Origin of the sequence: Paracoccus sp. N5, from assembly GCF_000371965.1 — a bacterium.
Lineage (GTDB): Bacteria > Pseudomonadota > Alphaproteobacteria > Rhodobacterales > Rhodobacteraceae > Paracoccus.
Window position 1 is genome coordinate 526,193 of sequence record NZ_AQUO01000002.1, and the last position, 24,805, is coordinate 550,997.

At 68.3% G+C, this 24,805-nt stretch carries 25 protein-coding genes; 10 read left to right on the forward strand and 15 right to left on the reverse strand.

The window, feature by feature from the left end:
* From PARN5_RS0116875 to PARN5_RS0116935, 13 genes are read right to left on the reverse strand one after another with little or no spacing between them, the layout of a single operon-like run.
* The gene (locus PARN5_RS0116875) at positions 1–420 is read right to left on the reverse strand and encodes a GPW/gp25 family protein (protein WP_018000947.1); all 420 of its coding nucleotides are present in this window, start codon (positions 418–420) and stop codon (positions 1–3) included.
* Between the two features lie 2 nt (positions 421–422).
* Positions 423–812, reverse strand: a complete 390-nt coding sequence (locus tag PARN5_RS0116880; RefSeq protein WP_018000948.1) for a DUF4150 domain-containing protein — start codon at positions 810–812, stop codon at positions 423–425.
* Position 813: 1 nt separating this feature from the next.
* On the reverse strand, positions 814–1,710 hold the full coding sequence (locus PARN5_RS0116885) for a hypothetical protein (protein ID WP_018000949.1): 897 nt from the start codon (positions 1,708–1,710) through the stop codon (positions 814–816).
* Positions 1,711–1,722: 12 nt separating this feature from the next.
* Complete coding sequence (locus PARN5_RS22980) at positions 1,723–2,277, reverse strand: phage baseplate assembly protein V (protein ID WP_018000950.1); 555 nt, start codon at positions 2,275–2,277, stop codon at positions 1,723–1,725.
* Entirely contained in the window at positions 2,274–3,545 is a 1,272-nt protein-coding gene (locus PARN5_RS0116895; protein WP_018000951.1) for a hypothetical protein, read from the reverse strand. The genes PARN5_RS22980 and PARN5_RS0116895 overlap by 4 nt, the downstream gene beginning before the upstream one ends.
* A 3-nt stretch (positions 3,546–3,548) precedes the next feature.
* Positions 3,549–3,737 carry a hypothetical protein gene (locus PARN5_RS0116900; protein WP_018000952.1) on the reverse strand — a complete coding sequence of 63 codons (189 nt, stop codon included), beginning with the start codon at positions 3,735–3,737 and terminating at the stop codon, positions 3,549–3,551.
* 10 nt (positions 3,738–3,747) lie between these two features.
* On the reverse strand, positions 3,748–4,374 hold the full coding sequence (locus tag PARN5_RS0116905) for a hypothetical protein (RefSeq protein WP_026155523.1): 627 nt from the start codon (positions 4,372–4,374) through the stop codon (positions 3,748–3,750).
* Positions 4,375–4,384: 10 nt separating this feature from the next.
* Positions 4,385–5,080, reverse strand: coding sequence for a phage tail protein (locus PARN5_RS0116910; RefSeq protein ID WP_018000954.1), 696 nt, complete (start codon positions 5,078–5,080; stop codon positions 4,385–4,387).
* Positions 5,080–6,441, reverse strand: coding sequence for a phage tail sheath subtilisin-like domain-containing protein (locus PARN5_RS0116915; RefSeq protein ID WP_018000955.1), 1,362 nt, complete (start codon positions 6,439–6,441; stop codon positions 5,080–5,082). The genes PARN5_RS0116910 and PARN5_RS0116915 overlap by 1 nt, the downstream gene beginning before the upstream one ends.
* 11 nt (positions 6,442–6,452) lie before the next feature.
* On the reverse strand, positions 6,453–6,905 hold the full coding sequence (locus PARN5_RS0116920) for a phage tail protein (protein WP_018000956.1): 453 nt from the start codon (positions 6,903–6,905) through the stop codon (positions 6,453–6,455).
* Between the two features lie 23 nt (positions 6,906–6,928).
* Positions 6,929–9,739, reverse strand: coding sequence for a phage tail sheath subtilisin-like domain-containing protein (locus PARN5_RS22985; protein ID WP_018000957.1), 2,811 nt, complete (start codon positions 9,737–9,739; stop codon positions 6,929–6,931).
* A gap of 27 nt (positions 9,740–9,766) precedes the next feature.
* Entirely contained in the window at positions 9,767–10,426 is a 660-nt protein-coding gene (locus PARN5_RS0116930) for a hypothetical protein (protein WP_018000958.1), read from the reverse strand.
* Positions 10,423–11,037 carry a DUF4255 domain-containing protein gene (locus tag PARN5_RS0116935; RefSeq protein ID WP_018000959.1) on the reverse strand — a complete coding sequence of 205 codons (615 nt, stop codon included), beginning with the start codon at positions 11,035–11,037 and terminating at the stop codon, positions 10,423–10,425. The genes PARN5_RS0116930 and PARN5_RS0116935 overlap by 4 nt, the downstream gene beginning before the upstream one ends.
* Before the next feature lie 491 nt (positions 11,038–11,528).
* On the opposite strand from PARN5_RS0116935, the gene PARN5_RS0116940 reads away from it, so the two are divergent.
* From PARN5_RS0116940 to PARN5_RS0116960, 5 genes are all read left to right on the forward strand, one after another.
* Positions 11,529–11,843 carry a hypothetical protein gene (locus PARN5_RS0116940; protein ID WP_157404071.1) on the forward strand — a complete coding sequence of 105 codons (315 nt, stop codon included), beginning with the start codon at positions 11,529–11,531 and terminating at the stop codon, positions 11,841–11,843.
* Between the two features lies 1 nt (position 11,844).
* On the forward strand, positions 11,845–13,884 hold the full coding sequence (locus PARN5_RS0116945) for an ATP-binding protein (RefSeq protein ID WP_018000961.1): 2,040 nt from the start codon (positions 11,845–11,847) through the stop codon (positions 13,882–13,884).
* 406 nt (positions 13,885–14,290) lie between these two features.
* Positions 14,291–15,040 (forward strand): ABC transporter ATP-binding protein, encoded by a 750-nt coding sequence (locus PARN5_RS0116950; protein WP_232419443.1) that lies wholly within the window; start codon positions 14,291–14,293, stop codon positions 15,038–15,040.
* Positions 15,037–15,816 (forward strand): ABC transporter permease, encoded by a 780-nt coding sequence (locus PARN5_RS0116955; RefSeq protein ID WP_018000963.1) that lies wholly within the window; start codon positions 15,037–15,039, stop codon positions 15,814–15,816. The genes PARN5_RS0116950 and PARN5_RS0116955 overlap by 4 nt, the downstream gene beginning before the upstream one ends.
* A 14-nt stretch (positions 15,817–15,830) precedes the next feature.
* Positions 15,831–16,832, forward strand: a complete 1,002-nt coding sequence (locus tag PARN5_RS0116960) for an ABC transporter substrate-binding protein (protein ID WP_018000964.1) — start codon at positions 15,831–15,833, stop codon at positions 16,830–16,832.
* Between the two features lie 48 nt (positions 16,833–16,880).
* On the opposite strand, the gene PARN5_RS0116965 is transcribed toward PARN5_RS0116960, so the two are convergent.
* Positions 16,881–17,813, reverse strand: coding sequence for a LysR family transcriptional regulator (locus tag PARN5_RS0116965; RefSeq protein ID WP_018000965.1), 933 nt, complete (start codon positions 17,811–17,813; stop codon positions 16,881–16,883).
* Between the two features lie 106 nt (positions 17,814–17,919).
* Between PARN5_RS0116965 and PARN5_RS0116970 the strand changes: the two genes are divergently transcribed.
* From PARN5_RS0116970 to PARN5_RS0116980, 3 genes are all read left to right on the forward strand, one after another.
* A complete protein-coding gene (locus tag PARN5_RS0116970) occupies positions 17,920–19,107 on the forward strand; it encodes a CoA transferase (RefSeq protein WP_018000966.1) in 1,188 nt (395 codons plus the stop codon).
* Position 19,108: 1 nt separating this feature from the next.
* The gene (locus PARN5_RS0116975) at positions 19,109–20,062 is read left to right on the forward strand and encodes a hydroxymethylglutaryl-CoA lyase (protein ID WP_018000967.1); all 954 of its coding nucleotides are present in this window, start codon (positions 19,109–19,111) and stop codon (positions 20,060–20,062) included.
* A gap of 413 nt (positions 20,063–20,475) precedes the next feature.
* A complete protein-coding gene (locus PARN5_RS0116980) occupies positions 20,476–21,690 on the forward strand; it encodes a M24 family metallopeptidase (protein ID WP_018000968.1) in 1,215 nt (404 codons plus the stop codon).
* 50 nt (positions 21,691–21,740) lie between these two features.
* Here the strand turns inward: PARN5_RS0116980 and PARN5_RS0116985 are convergent, their stop codons facing one another.
* Positions 21,741–22,517 (reverse strand): creatininase, encoded by a 777-nt coding sequence (locus PARN5_RS0116985; protein ID WP_018000969.1) that lies wholly within the window; start codon positions 22,515–22,517, stop codon positions 21,741–21,743.
* A 99-nt stretch (positions 22,518–22,616) separates the two neighbouring features.
* Between PARN5_RS0116985 and PARN5_RS0116990 the strand changes: the two genes are divergently transcribed.
* Together PARN5_RS0116990 and PARN5_RS0116995 are read left to right on the forward strand one after the other, a co-directional pair.
* Positions 22,617–23,510, forward strand: a complete 894-nt coding sequence (locus PARN5_RS0116990) for a LysR substrate-binding domain-containing protein (protein WP_018000970.1) — start codon at positions 22,617–22,619, stop codon at positions 23,508–23,510.
* Between the two features lie 116 nt (positions 23,511–23,626).
* Positions 23,627–24,754: a spermidine/putrescine ABC transporter substrate-binding protein gene (locus tag PARN5_RS0116995; protein WP_051071040.1), complete on the forward strand. Its 1,128-nt coding sequence runs from the start codon at positions 23,627–23,629 to the stop codon at positions 24,752–24,754.
* Positions 24,755–24,805 lie beyond the last annotated feature (51 nt).

The following is a 24,805-nucleotide window of genomic DNA, read 5'->3' on the forward strand; positions in this document are numbered from 1 at the left end:
TCAATCCGCCTCGGTCAGGTAGAAGGGATAGACGAGGTTGAAGAAGGCGTTCGAGCGCCGCACGACATAGTCGATCTCGATCCGCATCAGGTTCGGCTCGTCCTCGGCGGCGAGCGCCGTCACGCGCTCGACGGTGATGCGCGGTTCCTGGTCGATCAGCGCGCTGCGCACCGCCTCTTCGACCCGGCCGTGAGTGACGGCGCTGTTCGGGGCGAACAGGAACCGGCGCAACCCGGCGCCGAAGCCGGGCAGCATGACCCGCTCGCCCGGATTGGTGCGCAGGATGATCTCGATGGCCTGTTCGACGTCCTCCTCGTAGCGGGCATAGCCAAGGCGGCCACCCTCCGGGCGGACGGGGAAGGCCCAGCCGACGCCCAGATGCGGGCAGGGTCCGATCAGCCGGGGGTCAGCCAGTGCCATGCTCAGCCCCCCACCAGGACCGTGGGCAGGCCGCCCAGCACGACCCCCACGGCATTGCCGTCGTTCTGCCTGGTCTGGTCGAACATGCGCACGACCTCGGACCCCTCGGCCTTGACCGTGGCCGAATAGGAGACGAACTCGACCTTTTTCCCGACCGTCCCGGAGGTCACCCCGGCCTGGCCGGCGGCATCGCCGGTGGTCGAGGCGATCGTGTCGGCCTTGCGCACGACATTGCTGCCGCCGGCCTTGACCTTTGCGGTTCCACCGGCATCGCTGAGCTGGCCGATGGAGGGATAGGGGATCGGCACCGTCGCCGGGCCGACCTGCGTCTGGCAGACATTCGGAAAGGCGAAGCAGATGCCGCCCTTGGTGGTGGTGATCGGCCGGCCCATGTCAGCTTACCTCCAGCGTCGCGGTCTCGTAGCGCGCGTCCCAGGGGAAGGTCGCGCGCCAGAGGATCAGGAATTCCTGCGCGCCGCGGTCCATGACGACGGTATCGGCACGCGGCGACAGCAGCAGCGGCGGGTCGAGGGCCGCGCCATCCTGCGTGACCGCCAGCACCGGCGCGGCGGGGATCGTGACGACGGTCACGACGTCGGGTCCGGCCGGGGTGGTGTCGGTGAAGCGCAGCCGGTCGCCGGGCGCAAAACCCTGCTGGCCGGCCAGCGGGCGGCCGTTCAGGAAGGCGTTGTCATAGCCGGCGGGCAGCTTGAACTGGTCCGCCTTGAACTTGTTCAACTGCCAGGGGTCATTCGTGGCCGCATCGCCCGCCAGCGCCAGGCGCGGCGGCGTACCGCGCGACAGCCAGCCGAAGTTCAGCGCCGCGGCCGGGCCGAACCCCGCGCCGCGGTCGATCTCGACCGTGCCGAAGGGGGCGGCGACCAGCACGGCGTCGATCTCGGCCTCCAGCGCATCGCTCCAGGGCGGCGGCGGCAGGGGCGCGAGGCCGGGATCGTTCACCACCGCGGCAATCGCGGTGATCGCATCGACCACCACCACGTCGGGGTCGGGCTTCCAGACCGGAATGTCGGCCTCATAGCGGAACGGGCCGGCGGCCGGCGCGCCGTCATAGGGCTGGTCCTCGGTCGCCACCTCGCCCGGGTCCAGCGCGGCGCCGGCGAAGGACAGCCTTGCGCGCGCGACGAAGGCGCCGACCTCCTGAAAGGTGGTCGCATCATCCGCCGGATCGGCCGGATCGCCCGGGACATGCGCGACCTTCTGTCCGACCGGCGCGCGGAAGCCGCGCAGGAACAGATGCGGAAGCGCAGAGTCGGCGGCCTCTATGATCATGCGTCGCGTCCTTCAGTTGAGGTTAATGACCGCGCCCTTGACGGTCACGCCGGAGGTGTCGATGACGATGCTGTTGGCGTCGTCCAGCTTGATGGTCAGGCTTTTCGCGGCGTCATCCATCAGGATCTGGATGCCGCCCTTGGTCTTCAGCAGCACCTTGCCCGCGTTCTCGGTATCGTCGAAGGTCAGCTCGTGCCCGCCGCGCGAGACGATGGTGCGGGTGTTGTTCGACGATGCGGTGTCGGCATCCGGCGGCGGCGGATCCTGCGAGGACCAGAGCGCGCCGAGAATGACCGGATAGTCCTCGTCATTGTCGACGAAGCCGACAACGACCTCGTCGCCCTTTTCGAAGGGGAAATAGGCGCCGCGCTCCTTGCCGGCCATGAAGCTGGCCGCCCGGGCCGGCGCGCTTTTCGAGCGAACGTTGCCGCTGAGCCATTTGAGGATATAGCCCTTGTCGGTAATGTCCTCGACCTCGGCCAGGCGGATGCCGCGGATCTGGCCGGTCCGCATCGAGGCGTGGTCGTGCACCGCCGAAAAGATGCTGTGTCGTCCGCCGATGGTCATTGCGAACCTCCCGGATAGCCGGCCGGGTCCAGCATCCCGGGCCGGCGCAGCGATGTCTTGGTGACGTAGCCCGCGGCATTCAGCGTGTGGACGGTCTGGGTGACGTACCAGATGCCGTCGAATGGCGCGTAAAGCCCTTTCAGATCGACGTGGATGCCGGGCCGGATCGTGGTCAGGCCCAGGGTCGAGAGTTCCGCCGTCAGGAAGCCGCGGATGCCCTTGCGCATGGCCGCCGCCGCCGCCAGCCGCGCGCGCTCGCTGTCGAGGTTCTCGACCTTGACGCTGATCGGATTGACCGCGGGCCGGGCGTTGAAGAAATCCTTGCGCGCCTTGACCGCGTCCATGGGGGCGGCGCCGTCGGGCGCGCCGTGCAGGTCGTTCACGACCAGCGCGCGGTCGGCGTCATAAGAGACGGTTTCGTCGATGGCGCCGCGGTCGCGCGGCACATTGCCCGAGGCCGTCGCCTGGGTCGGGATGTCCCAGACGCTGAAGGCGGGCTTGAAGTCGATCAGGTCGCGGCCCCAGAGCAGCGTCACCACGGTGCCCAGCGTGGCCGAGCGGGCGGGCGCGAAATGGAATGCGACCGGGCGCTCGACCGCGCCGGTCTGCTTGATCGGCGTGTCGTCGTTGAAGGCGACGAAGGCTTCGAAATCCATCCGCTCGGCCAGTTCCGCGATGAACTGCAGCCGGGTCTTGTCGGTCGGCCGGGTCAGCGAGATGGTTTCCGAGAAGGGCGAATCGGGCAGGGGCGCCATCTTCAGGTCGGGCGCGCCGTCGCCGACCTCGCTTTGCACGATGAAGGTCTCGTGATCCTCCATGTAGATCATCGGCTCCTGCGGCTTGACCTTCAGAAGGCTCGAGAAATCCTCGCCCTTCAGCGTGACCTGGGCGCCGGCGGCCGAGGGGAAGTTGAAGTCCACGCCGGTGATGCGGGCCAGGATCATCGGCGTCCAGGGCTCCTGCCCATAGCGATAGTCGACCCGGAAGACCTTGCCGAACGAGACCTCCTTCAGCGCATTGTAGCGCCAGGACGGGGCGGCCGGGCGGTTCGGGTTGGCCTTGTCGTTGCGCTGGTTGTTCAGCACGATGTCGGCGACCGCCGTGCCCGATGCGGGCAGCGTCACCACCGAACTGACGATGTCGGGCGAGATCGGGTTGCCGTCCACGGTCAGGGGCTCGCCCTTGTCGGTGACGATGCGCACCTGCGGCGCGTGCAGCGCGGTTCCGGGCAGCTTGCCGTCCAGGATGCGGGGGAAATCGCCGTCCATGCCTCAGCCCCCCATGATCCGACGCAGGGTGTCGTATTCCTCGACCAGCAGATCGGTGATGAGCGGCCGCAGGATCTCGCGCAACCGGGCGATGTCGTCGGCGCCGCCATGCTGGCCGGGCGGCGTCGCGGTGATCACCATCGGCTCGAAGGTGATCTCGGTCACCATGTTCTCGACGGTCGTCTGGGCCATCGCATCCTCCCTAAAGCGCCGGAATCGCCAGCGTGGTGCCGGGGGCCAAGAGCCGCGGCCGGTCGTCGCCGTTGGCGCTGGCGATCAGTTGCCACAGCGAGGCGTCGCCGTATTCCTCGGCCGCGATCAGGTCGTAGCGGTCGCCCTGCCGCGTGACCCGGGTCTTGCTGCGGTCCGGCGACTGCTTGTTGATCCGCTTGTATTGCGCATTCGCATCCTCATAGGCCTTGAGCTTGATCGTCACCCGGGCGCGCAGGATCCGGCCCTCGCTGTCGAAGATGCTGAACTTTTCCTTGAACTCGACCATCACCCCGGTGAATGCGGTTTCCTTGCCCCAGGCGAAGGTGCAGACCGGCGGCGCATGCAGGTCGCTGTCGATGGCGACGTATTTGCGCAGCTTGTCGAGATCGTCCTTCAGCGACTCGCCCGAGTTGGTGCGGTCGAGGAACAGCTCGACCTCAAGCGTCTTCGACTCGCCGCGCACGAATTGCAGCAGCGGCGTTTGCAGGCCGGGGACCGAGATCTCGGGATAGAGGATGTTCGTCGTGACGGTCAGTTCGCTGGGGTTGAACAGGACGGGCACGCCCTTGTCCCCGGCGACCGAGGCGTTGACGATGGTGGCCATGACAAGTCCCATCGCCGCCCCCCTACAAACCGCCGACGGCGGCCGCGGCCCCTGCCGCCCCGCCCGCCAGCACTGCGCCCCCGGCCAGGCCGACCAGCCCGGACAGCACCGAATTCAGGTCCGCGACGCCGGGGATCAGCGACAGCGACAGGCGCTCGATCTTCTCGGCATGCAGCTCGGCCGTCTCGATGGCGACGGCGCCGGGCCCGCGCCCGTCCGTGGCGTCCAGCGCCGGGCCGCTGAGCTTGGCCGGCAGCGCATTGTGGAAGGTCCAGCCCGCGACCGGGAAGAACATGCCGGGCACGGTGCCGCCGACGCCCGGAATCTCGAACAGCTTGCGGGTGTCCATCAGGATGATGGTGCCGCTCTTGCGGGTCTTGCGCTTGCCGGTGATGACCTGGTGGTGCCAGTCCCACAGGTCGGTGTTGAAGGTCACGCCGCGCTTCATCACGATCTTGGAGTATGTCGCGCGGTCGAAGAAGCGCAGCTCGGTGTCGTTCTGGCCGCCCTGGTTATAGGAGGCGACCGTGTTGACGGCCTCCAGCCCCTCGATCGACTTGAAGCCGCCGGCCACGAATTGCGTCGCCGCCGACAGCACCGCAGAACCCACGCTGCTGAGCACGCCGCCGACCCCGCCGCCATTGGAATCCGGCGTGTCCCACATGGTCACCATGAAGTTGATCTTCAGGACCGGCTGGAAAAGCGGGAAATCGACCATCAGGCGGCCTCCGCGCGTTCGATGACGCCGCCGTCGCGGCCGATGCGGAATTCGATGAACTCGGCCGGCTGGGCCAGGGCGACGCCGATGGTGCATTCGACATGGCCCTCGGGGCTTTCCTCGACCGCGTTGACCTGGACGAAGAAGCCCTCCTCGGGCAGGGCGCCCTTGAGCGCGCCCGAGGCGAAGACGCGCAGCAGGTAATCGACCATCAGCTGGTGCATGCGGATCCGCAAGAGCGGGGTGTTCGGCTCGAACACCATGGGCTGGCCGATGACCTCGCAACTGCGCGCGATGGCCGACAGGCAACGGCGGGCATTGACGAAGGACAGCGGGTCGGCGGCGTCCTGCGGCCCCTGCCACAGCAGCGTCCGCGCGCCCCAGACCAGCGTGCCCTGTCCCGCGAAGCCGCGCAGCAGGTTGACGCCCGCGTCATAGGCGCGCGCATTCTCGCGGTCGCCGATGCTGGTTTCCAGCCCGACGACGCCGGTCAGCACCCGGTTCGCCGGCGCGACATGCGCGCCCTCGGCCACGTCGGTCGCGGCAAAGACCCCGGCGACGGCGCCGATGGGCGAGCGCAATTCCTCGGGTGCGCCCGGGCTGTCCTGCACGCGCAGCCACGGCCAGTAGAGCGCGCCAAGATCCGAGCCGCCGCTGGCGCGGGTCAGCCGTTGGCGCCAGTCGATGGCGCGGGCCAGCGTCAGGCCGGCGGGCGGTGCGAAAAGCGCGAACCAGCGCCAGCGCTCGCGTTCGAGCCGCGCCAGCACATATTGCTGCGCCCAGAGCATGTCCTCTTCGGGGATGGCGCGGCCGTAGCCGGTGGCGGTGACGGCGCGATGCGCCGCGGGCACGCCGGACGCGGTCCGGCCGTCGCAGCGGCGAAAGCAGGGATCGCCCTGGCCGCCTGGCGGCTCGTAGCGGTCATCCTCGACCACGGTCTCGGCATCGAGGTCGGGCAGCGCGACCAGGGCGACCTCGGGCTGGCGCAGCAGCAGTTCCAGCCCGTGCCAGGCCGCCAGCCTGTCGATCCCCAGCATGCGGTTCAGAAGCTGCTGCGGCGCCAGCGCGTCGACCGCGGGCGCGACGTTCACGATCCACAGCCGCCGACCGCCGTTGGCGAAGTAATCGCGCACCGCCTTGTCCAGCGTCGCGCCGGCCGGGGGCGGCAGGGCGCCGCCGCGTTCGTCGGTGCGGAACTGCGCGACATAGCCCTGCCAGTCGTCCACCGCCACCGTCTCGCCGACATGGCGCGGCCCGGCGATGCCGACGAATCCGGCAATGTCGGTGCGCACCCGCGGGAAGCCTTCGGCCCGCGCGCGGGGGCGGCTGTAAACACCGGGGATCTGGTAGGACTGCGCCATCGCTCATGCCCTCACGAGATGTCCAGGCGGTCGTGCACGATGTCGATCTGCTCGACGGCGAACTCGTTGCCCTTGGCGCTGAGCGTCGGGCCGGTGATCTTGGTCGGCCAGGCGTTTGTCAGGGTCCAAGTCATCGCCGGCGCATTCCGGTCGTGCTTTTCGTTCAAGAGCTTCACCACGACCGTCTTGGTCGGCGGGAAGGTGGTGCCGCCGTCGCGGGCCTCCTTGCGCCAGTTCCACAGATAGAGGCTGCCGGTGATGCCGCGCTTGAAGATCACGGGCGAATATTTCTCGGTCCCCGCCAGCTGGCGCATCGCCGAGGTCGGGTCCGAGCCCTCGCGGTATTCGATCGGCACCGTCTCGCTGTCGAGGCCGCTGATTTCCGAGAAGCCGACGACTTCCTCGTTGTCGATCTCGACGATGAAGTTGAAGTTCGAATAGGGATTCGGCCTGGGCGTTGCCATGGTTCAATCTCCGGTTGCTGGGCCTAGCTGGTCGATGCGGTGAACTGGCCGATCTTGAAGATGACGAACTCGGCCGGGGCGACGGGGGCGAGGCCGATCTCGCAGACCAGCCGGCCGTTATCGATGTCGTCCTGCGACATGGTCGAGCGGTCGCAGGTCACGAAGAACCCTTCCTCGGGCGTCGTGCCCATCAGCGCGCCGGATTTCCAGACGCCGATCAGGAACGAGGTGATGGATTGCGTCACCCGTTCCCACAGCGCCTCGGAATTCGGCTCGAACACCACCCATTGCGTGCCGAGGTCGATGGAATGCTCGACATAGATGAACAGCCTGCGGATGTTCAGGTATTTCCATTCCTGGTCCGAACTGATGGTGCGCGCGCCCCACATGCGGATCCCGCGCGGCGTCAGGTCGCGGACCAGGTTGACGCCGACCGGGTTCAGCACCTCCTGCTCGGCGGCGGTCAGCGGCAGCGCGACATCAGTGATGTTGCGCACCACCTCGTTCGCGGGGGCCTTGTGCACGCCCACCGCGTTGTCGGTGCGGGCATAGATGCCCATCGCATAGCCCGAGGGCGGGAAGCTCTCGATCCGGCCGTTCGCGGTGTTCAGCGCGCGCAGCCAGGGCGCATAATAGGCCGCATATTTGCTGTCGTAATTGTTGCGATGCGCCTGGATCGAGACCACGTCCGCCGCGTCCACGGGCGCGTCCAGCACCGCGACGCGGTATTTCAGCCGCTCGCAATGGCTGATGAGTGCCGCCTGCACGGTCTCGACGGTGACGCCCGGCACGGCGACCATCGAGATGTCGTCGCGCTCCGCCAGCGCCTCGATGCCGGTGCGGCGGCCGGGGCCCAGATCCTCGCCGATCAGCGACAGGTCGGTGATCGCGGCGCCGTTGTCGCCGTTTTGCAGCGGCTTCGGGAAGCCGTCGGCGGTGGCGGGCGCGTCCGCGAAATCGGTGCCGGCGCCGGCGACCGGGGTTGCGACCTCGATCAGCTTCGAGCCGACCTCGGGGTCGTTCAGCCGGTCGGCGAAATACTTCAGCCCGGCATCGGTCGCGGTGTCGTCGTTCCAGGTCAACCCCTCGAAGGTCTCGGCCAGCACCGGCGTACCGGATTCGGCATCGGCCTGCCAGACGATGACGTCGATCTCGTGCACGCGCAGGAACAGGTTGCGCTGCGCCGGATCCGGGTTCAGGTCCAGCGGCGCGGGCAGGCTCAGCGGTGCTGTCAGCGTCACGGTGCGCGCGCCGCTGTCGATCGCGGCGACGGTCGCCTCGATCTTGGCGCCGCCGGTGTCCAGCTCGACCTTGGCGCCGGTATAGAAGCTGGCGGTCGAGGCGACGGACAGCGTGTCGCCGCCGTCCGCGGCGGCCTGCAGCCCCTCGAAGGTCGCCCAGTTCGCCGCATCGACGCCGCCCGCCGGGAAATTCCCCGCGGCTTCGCTGAGCCAGAGCGCGCTATGCGTGGGATCGACCAGCACGACCTCGGCATTGGCGAAGCCGCCGGCATTCTGCACGGCGATGGTCTCGAAGCCGCCCGCGCGGTTCGGCGCGGCCAGGCCCGAGACGTCGTTGACATAGATGCGGCTGAACAGGCCCGCGCCCGGCGCCGTGGCGACCAGGCGCGTCGGCGTGGCGGCCGGGGCCGCGGCGGCCAGCGCGGTGCCCAGGGTGACATGGGCGCCCGGCGCGATGTCCTGTGCCGTCCTGACCTGCGCCAGCGTCACGTCGGTCGCATTGCCGCCCGAGGTGATGCGGATCTCGTCGCCGATCTGCAGCATCATGGCCAGGTCGTGCGGGATCGCCGCCGGGCCATAGGGGCCGGGGCCGCCCGTCATGTCGATGGCGAAGGCCGCAGGGGCCGCGCCCAGGGGCAGCGCCGTCCCGAGCGGATTGCCGCCGCGCGCGATCAGCTCGACCGTCGCGCCGCCGGCGGAATGATCCAGGCCCGCCGCGCCGCCGCTGGTGGCGAATTCGACATTGCCGTCGGCGATGGCCGTCACGGTCAGCGCCTCGGCCCCGACGGTGATCTGGTCGCCGGTCCGCAGGTTCTGCATCGCGGCCGGGGTGAAGCTCAGCGTGGTGTCGCCGGCATTGGCATCGGCCGCCAGCGGGATCGCCGCATCGACGCGGCGCCCGCCCGAGGCGACCAGCGCCACCGGCGCCTTGTCGCGGGGCCGGAACTCGACCGACAGCCGGTTGCCGTCATTGCCGCGATGGCGGGCGCGGATCACCGGGCCGGCATCCGCGACCGGGGCGGCGCCCAGGATCTCGATCCGGGTGTTTTCGGGCTCGAAGACGATGCCGGCGGCGACGGGATTGGCCAGCACCACCGAATTGTCGAGCGGGCCGATCGAGACGACGGCCGAGGCCAGCCGCTCGGTGAAGGCGCCGGTCGCGTTGGGCCGGGTAAAGACGCGCAGCACGCTGCCCGGCGCGACCTGGCGCAGCGTGTTCAGGCGCAGCGTGTCGGTCGGGCCGCGGACGGTGACGCCGCGCGCCAGCCGAAGCACCGTGCCCTGGTCCATGGTCCGCTCTGCCGCCGCCGCGCCGGGGCCGAGGGCGCGGACGACATAGCAGCGGCTGCCGCCGTTCTCGAAGAACGCCTTCACCGCATGGCCGAGGTAATCGCCCAGCCCGGCGGGCGCGGTGATCGGGTCGCCGAACAGCCGGCGGAACTGGCCGTAGCTGCCGACGAAGGTCGGCTTGCCTTCCGGGCCGCTGCGGGTGGCGCCGACGAACCCGGCGGTCGAGGTGCTGACCCCCTGGATCGGCTTGCCGCGGAACGAGGTCTCCTGGATGAAGACGCCGGGGCGGAGATATTCGGGCATCGTCTCGTCTCCTTGGCTATGGCCTTGCTAGGCCAGCGCGAAAACCACCCGCGCCACCGTCTGCGGGAGGATGGTGAAGTTCGGTCCGGCGAAATCCGCGCCCGCGGTGGCGGGCAGGAAGCGTCCCGACAGGATCGGGCGGATGGCGCCGCCGGGGATGCGCGCCTCGATGGTCAGGGGCACCCGGCCCGTTGCGTCCAGCGGCAGCGCGCCGGGCGGCAGGAACAGGAATTCGCCTGCCGCGTCGCTGCGGGTCACGCGATCGAAGGGCCGGCCCTGGCGCGCGATGCGGATCTCGAGGCCGGCGGCATCGGTGCCGCGCAGCTGGCCGCGCACCCCGGTGATGCCGGGCGCCACCTCGGCGCCGGCGGTCGGCCACAGCTCGTGCTCGATCATCTGCGCCGGGGTGGCCAGCGGCAGCGTCACCTCGGGGTCGGCGGCCTCCCAGCGGATCCAGCCGGACTGGCTGCGCTGGAAGGGATCGCGCCACAGGATACGCCTTGTGCCCGGTTCCGCGCCCAGGAAGCGATAGCTGCCGTCGGCTTGGCGCGCGCCAACGCCGTCGGGGCGCCGCACCGGGCGGGCATGGTTTCCCGACAGCCGCACCGGCAGCTCCTGCGGCACCGGCCGGCCGCTGAAATGGTCGAGAAAGCGCACGGCGAGCGAAAGGACATGCGTCACGCTCATGGCACCGTCTCCAGCATCGCTTCCCTGGTGGGCGGGGCCTGCGGGAGCTCGGTCGGCTCCAGCGCGGCGACGCGGACGCGATAGACCAGCGACAGCCGATAGCCGAGCTTGGTCGCGTCCCAGATGCGGTAATGCCCGTCGACGGGCAGGGTCTCCATGACGATCTGCAACCCGTCCTCGGGCGACCAGACCGGCAGGCCGGGCACCTCGAACAGGCTGCTGCGATCCAGTTCGGCATTGTCGTAGAAGGCTTGCAGCACCGCGCCCAAGAGCCGCGCCTCGTCCTGCGTCGCGGGCAGGTCGCCGATGACGTCCTCGGTGGCGCGCACGCCCCAGGCGGTGACCAGATAGCACAGCTCCAGCGGCAGCGGCTGGCGGCCCAGCGTGCCGTTCGCCAGCACCCGGCGCGGATTGCAGCGCATCTCGGCATTGCCGGCGATCTGGTAGAGGAACAGCGAGACGAAGGGGTCGGTCGTGTCGGCCAGCGAGGGGAAGGCCATCGGCGTGACGACGCCCACGCCGACATTCGGAATGCCCAGCTGGGCGACATGGCGCTCGATCAGCCCGACCAGCGTCTGCCCGGTATTCTCGATGACCCGCCAGTCAGCCATGCTGGATGTCCCGGTCTGTCAACACGACGATTCCTCCGAGCCCGAATGATGCCGGCTCAAGGTCATGCTGCCCGAGGCGCCGGGGTCCGGGCAAAGCCGGTGGCGGTTCAAAAACGGTTCAGCCCGGTCTTGGCCTTGCCCGCCGGGGCCTGCTGCTGTTGGCGGATGAACGGACGGTCCGGCGGGTCTGGATCCTGGATCCGGGGGCGATCCAGACCGACGGCGCCATGAAATCCGGACCTCCGCGCCGGATTCGCGCCCTCGGTCCTTGGTCTTGGCAGCGCGGCGACCAACAAAACCGGGGCCTCGGCCGGATCTGCATCCTCTGCCTGCGGTGCGGCAGCGCAAAGATGCGGCCGGCCGCCGCCCCGGACGCCGCGCGGCGCGGGCGGTCCGGGCATTCTTTCCCGCCGAATGAACCCCCGCGGACGTTCCCTGTCGCGGCTCCAGCGGCCAGGATCGGCCCTGTAGGCTTGCGGAAAGGGCTGCCAGTGCGACTCGGGATGGACCTCGCCGCCGCGCCGACCATGCTCCGGTCGATCATCGAAAGCGCCGTCGCCGAGATGTCCGACGCCGAGGTGGTGCGCCTGCCCTCGGAGGGGCCGTTCGACGCGGTTCTGGTCTGCATGGAGACCCCCGACCCCCAGGCCCTGCCGGCCGTCCAGGCGGACCGGTTCGTGGTCGTCCCGCGCCGGGGCGACAGGCTGTGGATCTTGACCACCGGAAAGGTGCAAAGGACGATGGAGGACGTGTCAACCGCGACGATCCGGGCCTGCCTGCGCCAGGGTCCGTCCGAGGTGTCCTGAGATGCTGCGCGCGCGGCGCGTGTTCGGCGCAGGCCGCCCGGTCCCGCCGCCCGCTCCGGGCGCGGCGGCGCCCGCGGCATTGTCCGAGCTCGATGCCTGGCTTGCCGCGCGCGTCCTCGCGTCGGGCCACGCCACCGTGCCGCCCGAGCGCGCCGCCACGCTCGAGCGTGCTGCTGGCGCGGCCCGGTTCGGCGCCCAGGGCAGGCCGCATCTGCCGGGCCTCGACCGGATTGCCGCGGCTTTCGGCCTGGACGATCCCGAATGCGACATGCTGCTGGCCGCCGCGCTGGTCGAGGCAAGCGCCGGCGCGGCCCGGCTGATCGCGCTGATCGAGCCGGGCGGCACGCGGCGGCTGGTGCTGGGCCAGCTGGCCGCGCTGGGGCTTCAGCCTGCGGATTTCATCGCCCGGCTGCGGCCGGATGCGCCGATCGTCGATTTCGGGTTGCTGGTCCTCAGCGGCGACGGCCCCTTCGTCACGCGCGAACTGGCCGTGCCGCCGGACGTGACGGCGGCCATTCTGGGCTTGCGCGGCGCCTTCGCGCTGCCCCTGCGCCCGCTGGGCGCCGAGGACCGCAGCCGCCCGCTGCCGCCGGGCGTCGCGGATCGCACCGCCGCGCTGATCCGCATGCTGGCGCGGCGCGAGATCCCGGGCGCGCCGCTGATCGTCGTGACCGGGGCCGAGGACAGCGGGCGCCGCGACATCGCCCGCGCCATCGCCGCCGCGCTGCGGCCGGCCGCCGTCGAGGCCGAGCTGGCCGAACTGGCCGAGCCCGACCGTCGGGCCGCCCTGCGCCGGACGGCGCGGATGCACGACGCCGTCGCCATCCTCGGCGATCCCCAGCCGGGGATGCTGGGCGCGGTCCTGCGCGGCCTCGGCGGCCCGGTGATCGTCATCGCCCCACCCGGCGCCTTCGCAACCGTTGCCGCCTGCGCCGACCGGCCGGTCCTCTCGCTTGAGGTGCCGCGCAGCAGCGTGGCCGAGCGTGCCGAGCTGTGGCGGCAGGCGATCCCCTCGGTCGTGCCCGAAGACCACACCCGCATCGCCGAGCGCTTCGCCTTCGGCCGCGCCGGGATCGGCCGGGCGCTGCGGCTGGCGCTGACCTCGGCGCGGATCGAGGGCCGGAAGGTCCCGAACACCTGCGACCTGCTGGCGGCCTGCGACCAGCTCAGGACCGCCGAGTTCGACGGCTCGGCGCAGCGGCTGAGCTGCCCGTTCTGCCGCGACGACATCGTGCTGCGCCGCGAGACCGAGGCCGAGCTGGACCTGGCCATCGCCTGGGCGCGGCACGGAAGCCGGCTTTTCGCGCAGGACGGGCCGGGGGCGGGGCTGAAGGCCGGCCAGGGGCTGGCCTGCCTGTTCAGCGGCCCGCCCGGCACCGGCAAGACCATGGCGGCGCAGATCGTCGCGCGCGAGGTCGATTTCGCGCTTTACCGCATCGATCTCAGCCGGGTGATCGACAAGTTCATCGGCGAAAGCGAGAAACGCCTGGCCGCGCTGTTCGACGAGGCCGAGCGGTCGCGCGTGGCGCTGTTCTTCGACGAGGCCGACGCCTGCTTCGGCAAGCGCACCGAGCTGCGCGACAGCCACGACCGCTATGCCAATATCACCATCGACTTCCTGCTGCAGCGGCTCGAAAGCTTCGAGGGGCTGGCGATCCTGGCGACCAATCTGGTCGGCAACATGGACGACGCCTTTCTGCGGCGCATCCGGGTCAGGGCCGAGTTCGGCCCGCCCGGCCCCGCCGAGCGCCTGCGGATCTGGCAGCGGCTGCTGCCCGCGCCCGGAATGCGGTCCGAGGACATCGACCTCGCCATCCTGTCGGACGGTTTCGAACTGGTCGGCGGCGAGATCCGCAATGCGCTCTATACCGCGCATCTGCTGGCCGCCGGCGAAGGCGAGATCCTGGCCATGCGGCATTGCGTCAAGGGCCTGTGGCGCGAGCTTGCCAAGATCGGCCGCCTGCCGGACCGGACCCGGCTCGGCCCCTGGCAGCATCTGGTGGCGGACGAGCCCGGCCGGACGCGCTTCGCGGGACGCTAGGCCAGTCGCGACTGGGACCGCGTGTTCGGCACAAGCATGCCGGGACGCGGTTTGCCGGACAGACCAAGGCGCCGCATCAGGGCGCGTCGCTTTGGGCGCCCGAGCTTCACGCGATTGATCCAGCAGTGAAATAACGGCAGACAGCCATTCAAATAATTAGAACAAAACATATGAATTTATATAATTGTAAGCACGTTCTCGCATCGATATTGTAACAGGAACCGCATGAGGAGGGTCTGCGGTAGGCCAATATTTCAGTCAGCGCTCGGCACGGAGTCGGGGCATGTCGGGATCGATCCGGCATCCTGCCGGCTGATGATGAGGGCATTGGCAGTCGGGAGGATGAATGCAGCACGCTGTGCGTCTGGATAATGTCGACATCAGTTTCGGGGGGACGGGAAAGACCGTGTTCCGCGCGGTTGCCGGCGCCAATCTCGGCGTTGCCAAGGGCGAATTCGTCGCCATCGTCGGGCCGACCGGCTCGGGCAAGTCGACGCTGCTGAACGCCGCCGCCGGCCTGCTGAAGCCCTCGGCCGGCACCGTCGAGATCCAGGGCCAGCCGCTCGACGGGCTCAACCGGCGCGCGGGCTACCTGTTCCAGGCCGATGCGCTGATGCCGTGGAAGACGGCGCGCGACAATGTGGCCATCGCGCTGGAAATCTCGGGCACGCCGCGGCGCGAGGCCCTGGAGCGGGCCGAGGAGTGGCTGGAAAAGGTCGGCCTGAAGGGTTTCGGGCATCGCTATCCGCACATGCTTTCCGGCGGCCAGCGCAAGCGCATCGCCATGGCGCAGGTGCTGATCCGCGACCCGGAGATCCTGCTGATGGACGAGCCCTTCGGGCCGCTGGACGCGCAGACGCGGCTGATCATGGGGGACCTGCTGCTGGACCTGTGGCAGCAGGACCGCAAGGCGGTGATGTTCGTGACCCACGACCTCGAGGAAGCCATCGCGCTGGCGGACCGGGTGGTCATCATGTCGACGGGGCCGGATGCCAAGCTGATCGGGGATTTCACCATTCCGCTGGCGCGGCCGCGGGACGTGTCCGAGATCAAGCTCTCGCCCGAGTTCCAGGAGCTGCACCGCGACATCTGGCACCTGCTGAAGGAGCAGGTGCTCAGGGCCTATGGCAACCAGAACCGGGAGGAGCGGGCATGAGCAGAACCGTCCTGACGACCCTGCAGATCCTTGTGGCGGTCATCGCCGTCGCGCTGTGGTGGGTGATCACCCAGACCTCGATCCTGGGCGATCCGGCCCGGATCCAGTTCTTCTTCTCGACCCCCGCCGACGTGTTCTGGCAGATCGTCGCCTGGTTCAGGAGCGGCGAGATCTGGCGGCATCTGTGGATCACGCTGGTCGAGGCGGCGCTGGCCTTCGTCATCGGCGCGGTGGCCGCGATGATCGCCGGGTTCTGGCTGGCGCGCCGGCCCAAGCTGGCCGCGGTCTTCGACCCCTATGTCAAGGCTGCCAACGCCCTGCCGCGCGTGGTGCTGGCGCCGATCTTCACGCTGTGGTTCGGCCTGGGCATCTGGTCCAAGGTGGCGCTGGGGTTCACGCTGGTCTTCTTCATCGTGTTCTTCAACGTCTATCAGGGCGTGAAGGAGGTGAACCGGACCGTGCTGCAGAACGCCCGGATGCTGGGCATGTCCGAGCGGCAGCTGCTGCGCCATGTCTATCTGCCCTCGGCGCTGAGCTGGGTGTTTTCCTCGCTGCATGTCTCGATCGGCTTTGCCGTGGTCGGCGCGGTGGTGGGGGAATACCTGGGGTCATCCGCCGGGCTCGGCTACCTGATCGCGCAGGCCGAGGGCATGTTCGACATCGCCGGCGTGTTCGCGGGCATGTTCGTCCTGTCGGCCTTCGTCCTTCTCATCGACTGGGGGGTGACGCTGGTGGAAAGGAAGCTGCTGGTCTGGCAGCCCGATAACAATCATTGAAGGGAGGAGCAAAGATGACGATGCTCAGGACTATCCTTGCGGCGGCGCTGGTGGCGGGCGCGACGCCCGCGGCGGCCGAAACCGTCAAGATCGCCATCGGCGGGGCCAGCTGCGTCTGCTACATGCCGGTGGTGCTGGCCGAACAGCTCGGCCTTTACGAAAAGCACGGGGTCGATGTCGAACTCGTGGATTTCAAGGGCGGCTCGGCGGCGCTGAAGGCCGTGGTCGGCGGCAGCGCGGACGTGGTTTCGGGCTATTACGAACACACGATCACGCTGGCGGCCAAGCAGCAGGAGCTGTCCTCCTTCGTGCTGATGGGGCGGTTGCCCGGCATCGCCGTGGCCGTGGCGCCGGGCAAGACCGGCGAGGTCAAGTCGATCAAGGACCTTGCCGGCAAGACCGTCGGGATCAGCGCGCCGGGTTCCTCGACCGACTTCTTCCTCAAATACATGCTGTCGCAGAACGGGCTGGAGCCGGATGCGGCCTCGGTCGTTGGCGTCGGCGTCGGCGCCACCGCGGTCGCGGCGCTGGAGCAGGGCCGGATCGACGCGGTGGTCACGCCCGACCCGGCCATCACCCAGCTGCAGAACCGCCATGCCGATCTGCCCGTGCTGGTCGATACCCGCAAGGCGGCGGATACCCATGCCCTGTTCGGGGCCGACTATCCCGGCGCGGCGCTTTACACCCGCACGGAATGGCTCGACCAGCATCCCGAACAGGCCCAGGCCCTGGCCGCGGCCATCGTCGAGACGCTGCAATATATCCACAACACCCCGGCCGAGGAGATCGCGGCGAAGATGCCGCCCAACCTGGTCGGCGCCGACCCGCAGGTCTATGTCGCATCGCTGAACAACAGCATGGAAATGCTGTCGGAAACCGGGCTGGTGGATGCGAAGGGCGCCGAAGCGGTGCAGAAGATGCTGAGTTTCAACCTGCCCGAGGTCGCCGGCGCCAAGATCGATCTGGGCAAGACCTATACCAACGCCTATGTCGAAAAGGTCTCGGCGCAGCAGTAAGCCGGTGAAACCGATTCGAAAGCCCCGTCCGCCCGGACGGGGCTTTTTTCATTCCGCCTCGACCAGCCTTGCCGGCCAGATGCCGTCCCTGACCGCGCGGACGATCAGCTCGCGGATCAGGTCGCGGATCGTCTCCAGCGCGATGGTCGGCGGCCGGTCGGTCTGCTCGCACAGATAAAGCGTCCTCGTCAGCGTCGGCGAGACGATCGGCCGCCAGTGCAGCCGGCCGGACCTGATCTCGTCGCCCATGAACAGCGTCGTGCCGATGGTGCAGCCCAGCCCCTCGCGGACCGCGCCCGAGATCGCATGGACCGAGTTCATCTGCAGCTGGCTGGTCGCATAGATCTGTTCCAGCGTCTTGTGATGGTCCAGCAGCGCCCGCGCTGCCATGCCCTGGCGCAGCATGATGATCTTGAAATCCAGCAGGTCCTGAACCGTCACCGGCTCGGAGCCGCTGCCGATGATCTCGCGCTTGCCGATCAGCACCAGATCCTCCTCGAGGATCGGCGTGGCCTTGAAGGTGCTGGTCAGCGGCGGGTTGTAGGCCAGCCCCAGATCGGCATCGGCCGAGGACAGGTGCAGCAAGGTGGTGCTGGACAGGCTTTCGATCATGTTGAGTTGCAGGTTCGGATAATCCTCGACCACGACCTTGGCCAGCTGGACGCCGATGGCCTGGATGGCGGAATAGGCGAGCGCCAGCGACACCTCGCCCGAGACATCGTCGCGGAAGGTGGACAGGTCCCTTTTCGCCACCTCGACGGTCTTCAGGATGGTCCGGGCATGCAGGCAAAGCCGTTCGCCCGCCGCCGTGGCCTCGAGGCCGCGCGACTTTCGGGTGAACAGCGGCGCGCCGATCTCGGCCTCGAGATTGGCGAGATGGTAGCTGAGCGCGGAAACCGCGATCCTCTCGGCATCCGCCGCCCCGGACAGGCTCTTGTTGTCGTAGATGCTGCAGAAATACCGCAATTGCTTCAGGTCCAAGAGCGCCTCGCATGGATGCTAATTATTAGAACGTATCTATAAGTATTATATAATTGTAAGAATAATCGGGCAACCCTATCCTGTCGCCGTTGGAATGGGAGGCCGCATGACAGCCGAGTTCAAGCCCCTGGAGGGGGTCCGCGTCGTCGAGATGAGCCATATGGTCATGGGGCCAAGCTGCGGCATGTTCCTGGCCTTCCTGGGCGCCGAGGTGGTCAAGGTCGAGCCGCCCGGCGGCGACAAGACGCGGCAGCTGACCGGCATGGGCAGCGCGTTCTTTCCGCTGTTCAACCGTCGCAAGAAATCCGTCGTCCTGGACAGCCGCACCCCGGCCGGCCAGGAGGCGCTGAGCCGGCTGCTGGCCTCGGCCGACGTGTTCATCGACAATTTCAAGGACAGCACCTTGCAGGGGATGGGGCTGGATGCCGAAACCCTGCACGACCGCTTTCCGCATCTGATCTGCGCCAGCCACAAGGGTTTCCTTTCGGGTCCCTACGAGCGGCGGACGGCGCTGGATGAGGTGGTGCAGATGATGTCGGGCCTGGCCTACATGACCGGCCCCAAGGGCCGGCCGCTGCGCGTCGGCACCTCGGCCAATGACATCATGGGCGGGCTGTTCGGCGCCTTCGCCGTCATCGCGGCGCTGTTCGAGCGGGGCAGGACCGGCGCGGGGCGGACCATCCGCGTCGGCCTGTTCGAGAACTGCCTGCTGCTGGTCTCGCAGCACATGGTGCAGTTCGAGCTGGAAGGCAGGGATCCCGAACCGATGCCCGAGCGGGCCTTCAGCTGGCCGATCTATGACGTCTTTGCCGCGGCCGAGGGGGGGCAGGTCTTCATCGGCGCGGTCAGCGACGGCCACTGGACCCGGCTTTGCACCTATCTCGGCCTCGACGACCTGCTGGGGCATCCCGCGCTGCAAGACAGGATGGCCCGCATCGACGCCCGCTCCTGGGTGGTGCCGCTGGTCGCGGCGGCGGTCGCAAGGCGGCCCATGGCCGAGCTTCTGCCGGCGCTGGAGAAGATGGAGATCCCCTTTGCGCCGGTGGCCAAGCCCTCGGACCTGTTCCGCGACCAGCATGTGCTGCGGCAGGGCGGGCTTGCGCTGTCGCAGACCCCGGACGGCCGGAGCTTCCGGGCGCCGGCCCTGCCGGTCGAGATCGACGGCGCCTCGCTGGCCGGCGGGGGCGACGTGGACCATGTCGGCGGGCATAATGCCGAGATTCTCGGCGCTCTCGGCCTGACGCCCGAGGAAATCGCGGCCGCTGCCAGGGCGCCCTCGGGCGAGGCGGCGTGACATGACCGGCCCCGCATCCGCATCGGACAGGCAGGTCGCGGTGACCGAGGTCTCGCCGCGCGACGGCCTGCAATCCGAAAAGGCCTTCGTCCCGACCGAGGACAAGATCCGGCTGGTCGAAAGCCTGATCGCGGCGGGCATCCGTTCGGTCGAGCTGACATCCTTCGTCTCGCCGCGCGCCGTGCCGCAGATGCGCGACGCGGCCGAGCTGGTGCGGCATTTCCGCGGCCGCGCCGGTATCCGCTTCAGCGCGCTGGCGCCGAACCTGCGCGGCGCCGAAGCGGCCATCGCGGCGGGGATCGACGCGGCGGTGATGTTCGCCTCGGCCTCGGAAAGCCACAACCGGAAGAACGTGAACCGCTCGCGCGCCGATTCCATGGCCGGGTTCCACGAGATCGCGCGCCTCGCCCAAGGGTCCGGGGTCGCGCTGCATGGCGCCATCGCCACGGCCTTCGGCTGTCCCTTCGAAGGCGACGTGCCGGTGGCCCGGCTGGTCGAGCAGGCCGTGCGGTATCGCGACCTCGGCATTTCGCGCATCACCCTGGGGGACACGACCGGCATGGCGACGCCGGGCAATGTCCTGCCGGCGCTCGATGCGCTGCGCAAGGCGGTGCCCGATGTCGGCATCGCGCTGCATTTCCACAACACGCGCGGCGTCGGCCTGGCCTGCGCCTATGCCGGCCTGCTGCACGGCATCCGCGATTTCGAGGCCAGCGTCGGCGGGATCGGCGGCTGTCCCTTCGTGCCGCGCGCGACCGGCAATATCGCCACCGAGGATTTCGTCTATCTGTGCGAGGAATCCGGTTTTCCGACTGGGATCGACTTGGGCCGGCTGATCGCGGCCGCCGGCACGGCCGAGCGGATCCTGGGCAGGGAACTGCCCGGCCAGGTGATGAAGGCCGGGCCGCGCCTGGCGCTGTCCGGCATGGACGCCGTCAGCACGGCTCATGGCTGAAGCATGAAGACAGGAGCCCAGGGGCAGGCCGCCGTCTGAGGCAGGGCGGCGTCCCCTTCACGGCTTCACACCCATGCGAAATACATGAGCGGCGGCGAGATGGCGGGGCAGCCCTCGGTGCAGGGGCGGCAAGTCGCTCTGTCGCCATGGGCCATCTGGACATATTCGCGCGTGCGCCCAGGCTGCCGGCGGTGATCCGGGCGGCCATCATGGCCAGCGTCCGGGGGCGGCCGGTCGCGCGATCCTGGGGCCTCGGGACTGTGAACCCCGGATTGATCGGAGACTTCTTCGCTCGGCAGCTCTCCGCAACCCTCGCCTTCATCCCCGCAAATCTTGGGATTGCCAAAACAAATTTCTGTCCGTGCCGCCCGGTGGCTAGCCTTGCCGCATCAACCCGACGGAGGACGGATCTCATGACCGACGACATGCTGCATGTCATGGAGTGGCACAATGGCGAGAAGGAGTTTTCCCCCTTCTCGGATGCCGAGATGCGGCGGCGCCAGGACGACATGCGCCGCTGGATGGCCGAGAACGGCGTCGATGCGGCGCTGTTCACCTCGTATCATTGCATCAACTATTACTCGGGCTGGCTCTACTGCTATTTCGGCCGCAAATACGGCATGGTCGTCACCCAGGACGCCGCGACCACGATCAGCGCCGGCATCGACGGCGGCCAGCCCTGGCGGCGCAGCTTCGGCAGCAACGTCACCTATACCGACTGGCGGCGCGACAATTTCTATCGCGCGGTGCGGCAGCTGACCCCCGGCGTCAAGCGGCTGGGGATCGAGTTCGACCACGTCAACCTGGACTTCCGCCGCCAGCTGGAAGCGGCGCTGCCGGGGGTCGAGTTCGTCGATGTCGGCCAGCCCTCGATGTGGATGCGCGCCATCAAATCGGCCGAGGAGCACAAGCTGATCCGCGAAGGCGCGCGCATCTGCGACGTGGGCGGCGCGGCGGTGGCGGCGGCGGTCAAGGCCGGCGTGCCCGAGCACGAGGTCGCCATCGCCTCGACCAATGCCATGATCCGCGAGATTGCCGCCTCCTTCCCCTTCGTCGAGCTGATGGATACCTGGACCTGGTTCCAATCCGGCATCAACACCGACGGCGCGCATAACCCGGTCACCAACAAGAAGATCAAGCCGGGCGAGATCCTGTCGCTGAACTGCTTCCCGATGATCTTCGGCTATTACACCGCGCTGGAGCGCACGATGTTCTGCGACCATGTGGACGACGCCAGCCTCGACATCTGGGAAAAGAACGTGGCCGTGCACCGGCGCGGGCTGGAGCTGATCAAGCCCGGCGCGAAATGCAACGAGATCGCGCTGGAGCTCAACGATATGTACCGGCAATGGGACCTGCTGCAATACCGCAGCTTCGGCTATGGCCACAGCTTCGGCGTGCTCTGCCATTATTACGGCCGCGAGGCGGGGGTCGAACTGCGCGAGGATATCGAGACCGAGCTGAAGCCGGGCATGGTCGTCAGCATGGAGCCGATGGTGATGCTGCCCGAGGGCACGCCCGGCGCCGGCGGCTATCGCGAGCACGATATCCTGATCGTGACCGAGGACGGGGCCGAGAACATCACCGGCTTCCCCTTCGGACCCGAGCACAACGTCATCCGCAATTGATCCTTCGCCGCAAGGAAAGGCACGGGCCCGTCGTCGCGGGCCCGTTTCGTTCATCCGAACTCGGCCCGCAATGCGGCCACGATGCCGCGGGTGCACACGTCCAGCAGCAGTTCGCCCTTCTCGGCCGAGGCCTGTTTCGGCGAGGACAGCGTGCCCGAGGCGGGCGTCCATTCCGGCTTGACCGGATAGACGTCATAGGGCGGAAAGCTGGCCGGCGCGACGTCCACCGCCCGCGACAGGTCCACGAATTGCGGGTAAAGCGCCAGCATCAGCGAGGTCTCCAGCACGCCGCCATGCTCCAGGTCCCAGCCGGGAAAGCCGTCGGGATAAAGCCGGGCGATATCCGCTTCGCCGACGAAATCCCAATAGGACAGCACCACGATCTTCATGTCGCGGATATCGTCCCAGCGCAGCTCGCGCAGGGCCAGGTCGATGGCCTCGATGATGAACCAGGAATTCTCGTAATGCCCGTTCACCAGGCAGACCCGGCGCACGCCATGGCGGGCGAATTCCTTGATCACGTCGCGCAGCGCCGCGACCAGCGTGGCGCCGTCCAGGCTGGTGGTGCCCGGCAGGTGATTGCCGCCGCCGGATTTCTGGTGCGACTTGTAGCCATAGGTGAAGGGCGGCGCGACCAGCCCGCCGACCTGCAAGGCGGCGCGGCGGGCGAACTCGGTCGGCAGCAGCACATCGACATGCAGCGGCATGTGATGGCCGTGCTGCTCCATCGAGCCGATGGGGATGAGGATCGGCGTGGCACCATCCCTGACCGCGGCGTGATAATCGGGCCAGGCAAGCTCGGACGCGAATGCTGTCTTCTTCGGCATGATGCACCTTCTTGGGAAAGGGGGATGCCGGAATTAGAATTTCCTATTGAATATAAATGAAATATATAGTCGCAATCCTTGCATTGCGGGGGCAAATCCATGGCCGGGATCACCAACCTTCCAACCGATCTGTTGCGCAGCTTCATCGCCGTGGTCGAACTGGGCGGCCATTCGCGGGCCGGGGCGGCGCTGGGGCGCAGCCAGCCGGCGATCTCGCTGCAGATCCGCCGGCTCGAGGAGCTGGTGCGCGCGCCGCTGCTCACGCAGGAGGGGCGCAGCATCCTGCCCACCCCGGCCGGAGAGGCGCTGCTGAGCTATGCGCGCGAGATGCTGCGCATCAATGACGAGGCGGTCAGCTATTTCCACCGCTCGGACAAGACCGGCGTGCTGCGCATCGGCCTGCCCACCGATTACGCCGTCGCCTTTCTTCAGGGCACGCTGACCCGCTATATCCGCGACCATGCCGGGGTCGAGCTGGAAGTGCATTGCGATCTGTCGCGCGAATTGCACCAGCACCTGCGCTCGGACGATCTGGACATCATCGTCGCGGTGATGCCGACGGCGCGCATGCCCTATCTGTCGCGGATGTGGAGCGAGCAGCCGATCTGGGCCGCGGCCGAGGATTTCCGGCCGGCCGCCCACAAGCCGGTGCCGCTGGGCGCCCATCCCGAGGGCTGCGACTATCGCGCCCGGATGATCCAGGCGCTGGATGCCGTCGAGCGGCGCTGGCGCATCGTCTATACCGGGCCGGGCATCTCGGGGCTGCAGAACGCGGTCAGGAACGGGCTTTGCGTCACCGCGCTGACCCGCGCCACCATGCTGCCCGGCATGCGCATGTTGACCGAGGCCGAGGGTTTTCCGGCGCTGGAGCCCTTGCGGGTCGGGCTGTTCTACAAGCATCCGCGCCTGTCGGCGGCGGGGTTGCAGCTGGTCAGCGACCTGGTCGCCGATCTCGACAGCGTGGGCTCGGGCATCCATGCGGTTCCGGCGTGAAACCCGCGCCATAACGCATGCAAATGTCAGGATTGGCAGAACCGATTTTGCATGCGCGGCGCCTTCTCCTAGCCTGACCGCATCAAGCAATCAGAACAATCAGACAGGGTGATGAGATGACACAGGATGAACGGGGCGGGCGCCTCGGGCTGTCGCGCCGTGCAATGCTGTCGCTGGGCGCGGCGGCGCTGGCGACGCCGATGCTGTCGCGCCGCGCCTTTGCCGCGCCGACGCAGCTGACCATGCTGGCCTGGTACGGCCATGCCGAGCCCGACATCGTGGCCGAGTTCGAGGCCGAGAACAACGTCAAGTTCGTGCCGAAATACTATACCGGCGGCGACAACATGCTGGGGCTGATCTCGCAAAGCCCGCCCGGCACCTTCGACGTGATCCTGTCGGATGCCGAATATGTCCAGCAGCTGAACGCGGCGGGCTATATCGAGGCGCTGGACCCGGCCGACTATCCCTTCGACGAGTTCTTCCCCGAGTTCCAGAAGTTCCCCGGCCATTGGGACGGCGACACGCTCTATTCCGTCATCACCCGCTTCGGCTTCCTGGGCGTCGCCTACAACACCGATGCGCTGACCGAGGCGCAGGCCTCGACCTATGACGTGTTCTGGGACCCGGCGCTGAAGGGCAAGGTCGGGCATTTCGACTGGCACCTGCCGAACCTTGGCCAGATGAGCCTGCTCAACGGCAATGCCAGCCCCTATGACATCGACGGGACGGCATGGGAGGCGGTCAAGGAAAAGACCATGACCCTGCGTCCGCAGGTCGGCGGCTTCTTCGATTACGGCGGCACCTTCTCGTCGCTGAACAACGGCCAGATGCTGGCCTTCGCCGGCATCGGCGACTGGATCACCGGCACGCTGGAACGGAACGGCGCCAAGGTGCGCTCGGTGATCCCCGAACAGGGCGGCTTGCAGTTCACCGAAAGCTTCTCGATCGGCAAGGGATCAAGCAAGGCCGATCTGGCGAAGAAGTGGATCCAGTATATCACCTCGGCCAAGGGCCAGGCGAAATCGGCGCAGATGGCGGCCTATCCCTGCCTGATCCCCAGCGAAGCCGGCTGGAAGGTGCTGAACGAGGAAAACCCCGCCGAGGCCAGGCGTCAGGGCATGGTGCTGGGGGAAAGCAATGCGATGGACCTGATCCGCTCGGGCCGCATCAAGTATCGCCAGCTGCCGGTGCAGCAATCGCTGGAAGAGTGGAACGACTTCTGGTCGGACTACAAGAGCGCCTGAACCCGACGCGGCCGGCACCCGCGCCGGCCGTGCCGCCCGTCCCCCGCCGGA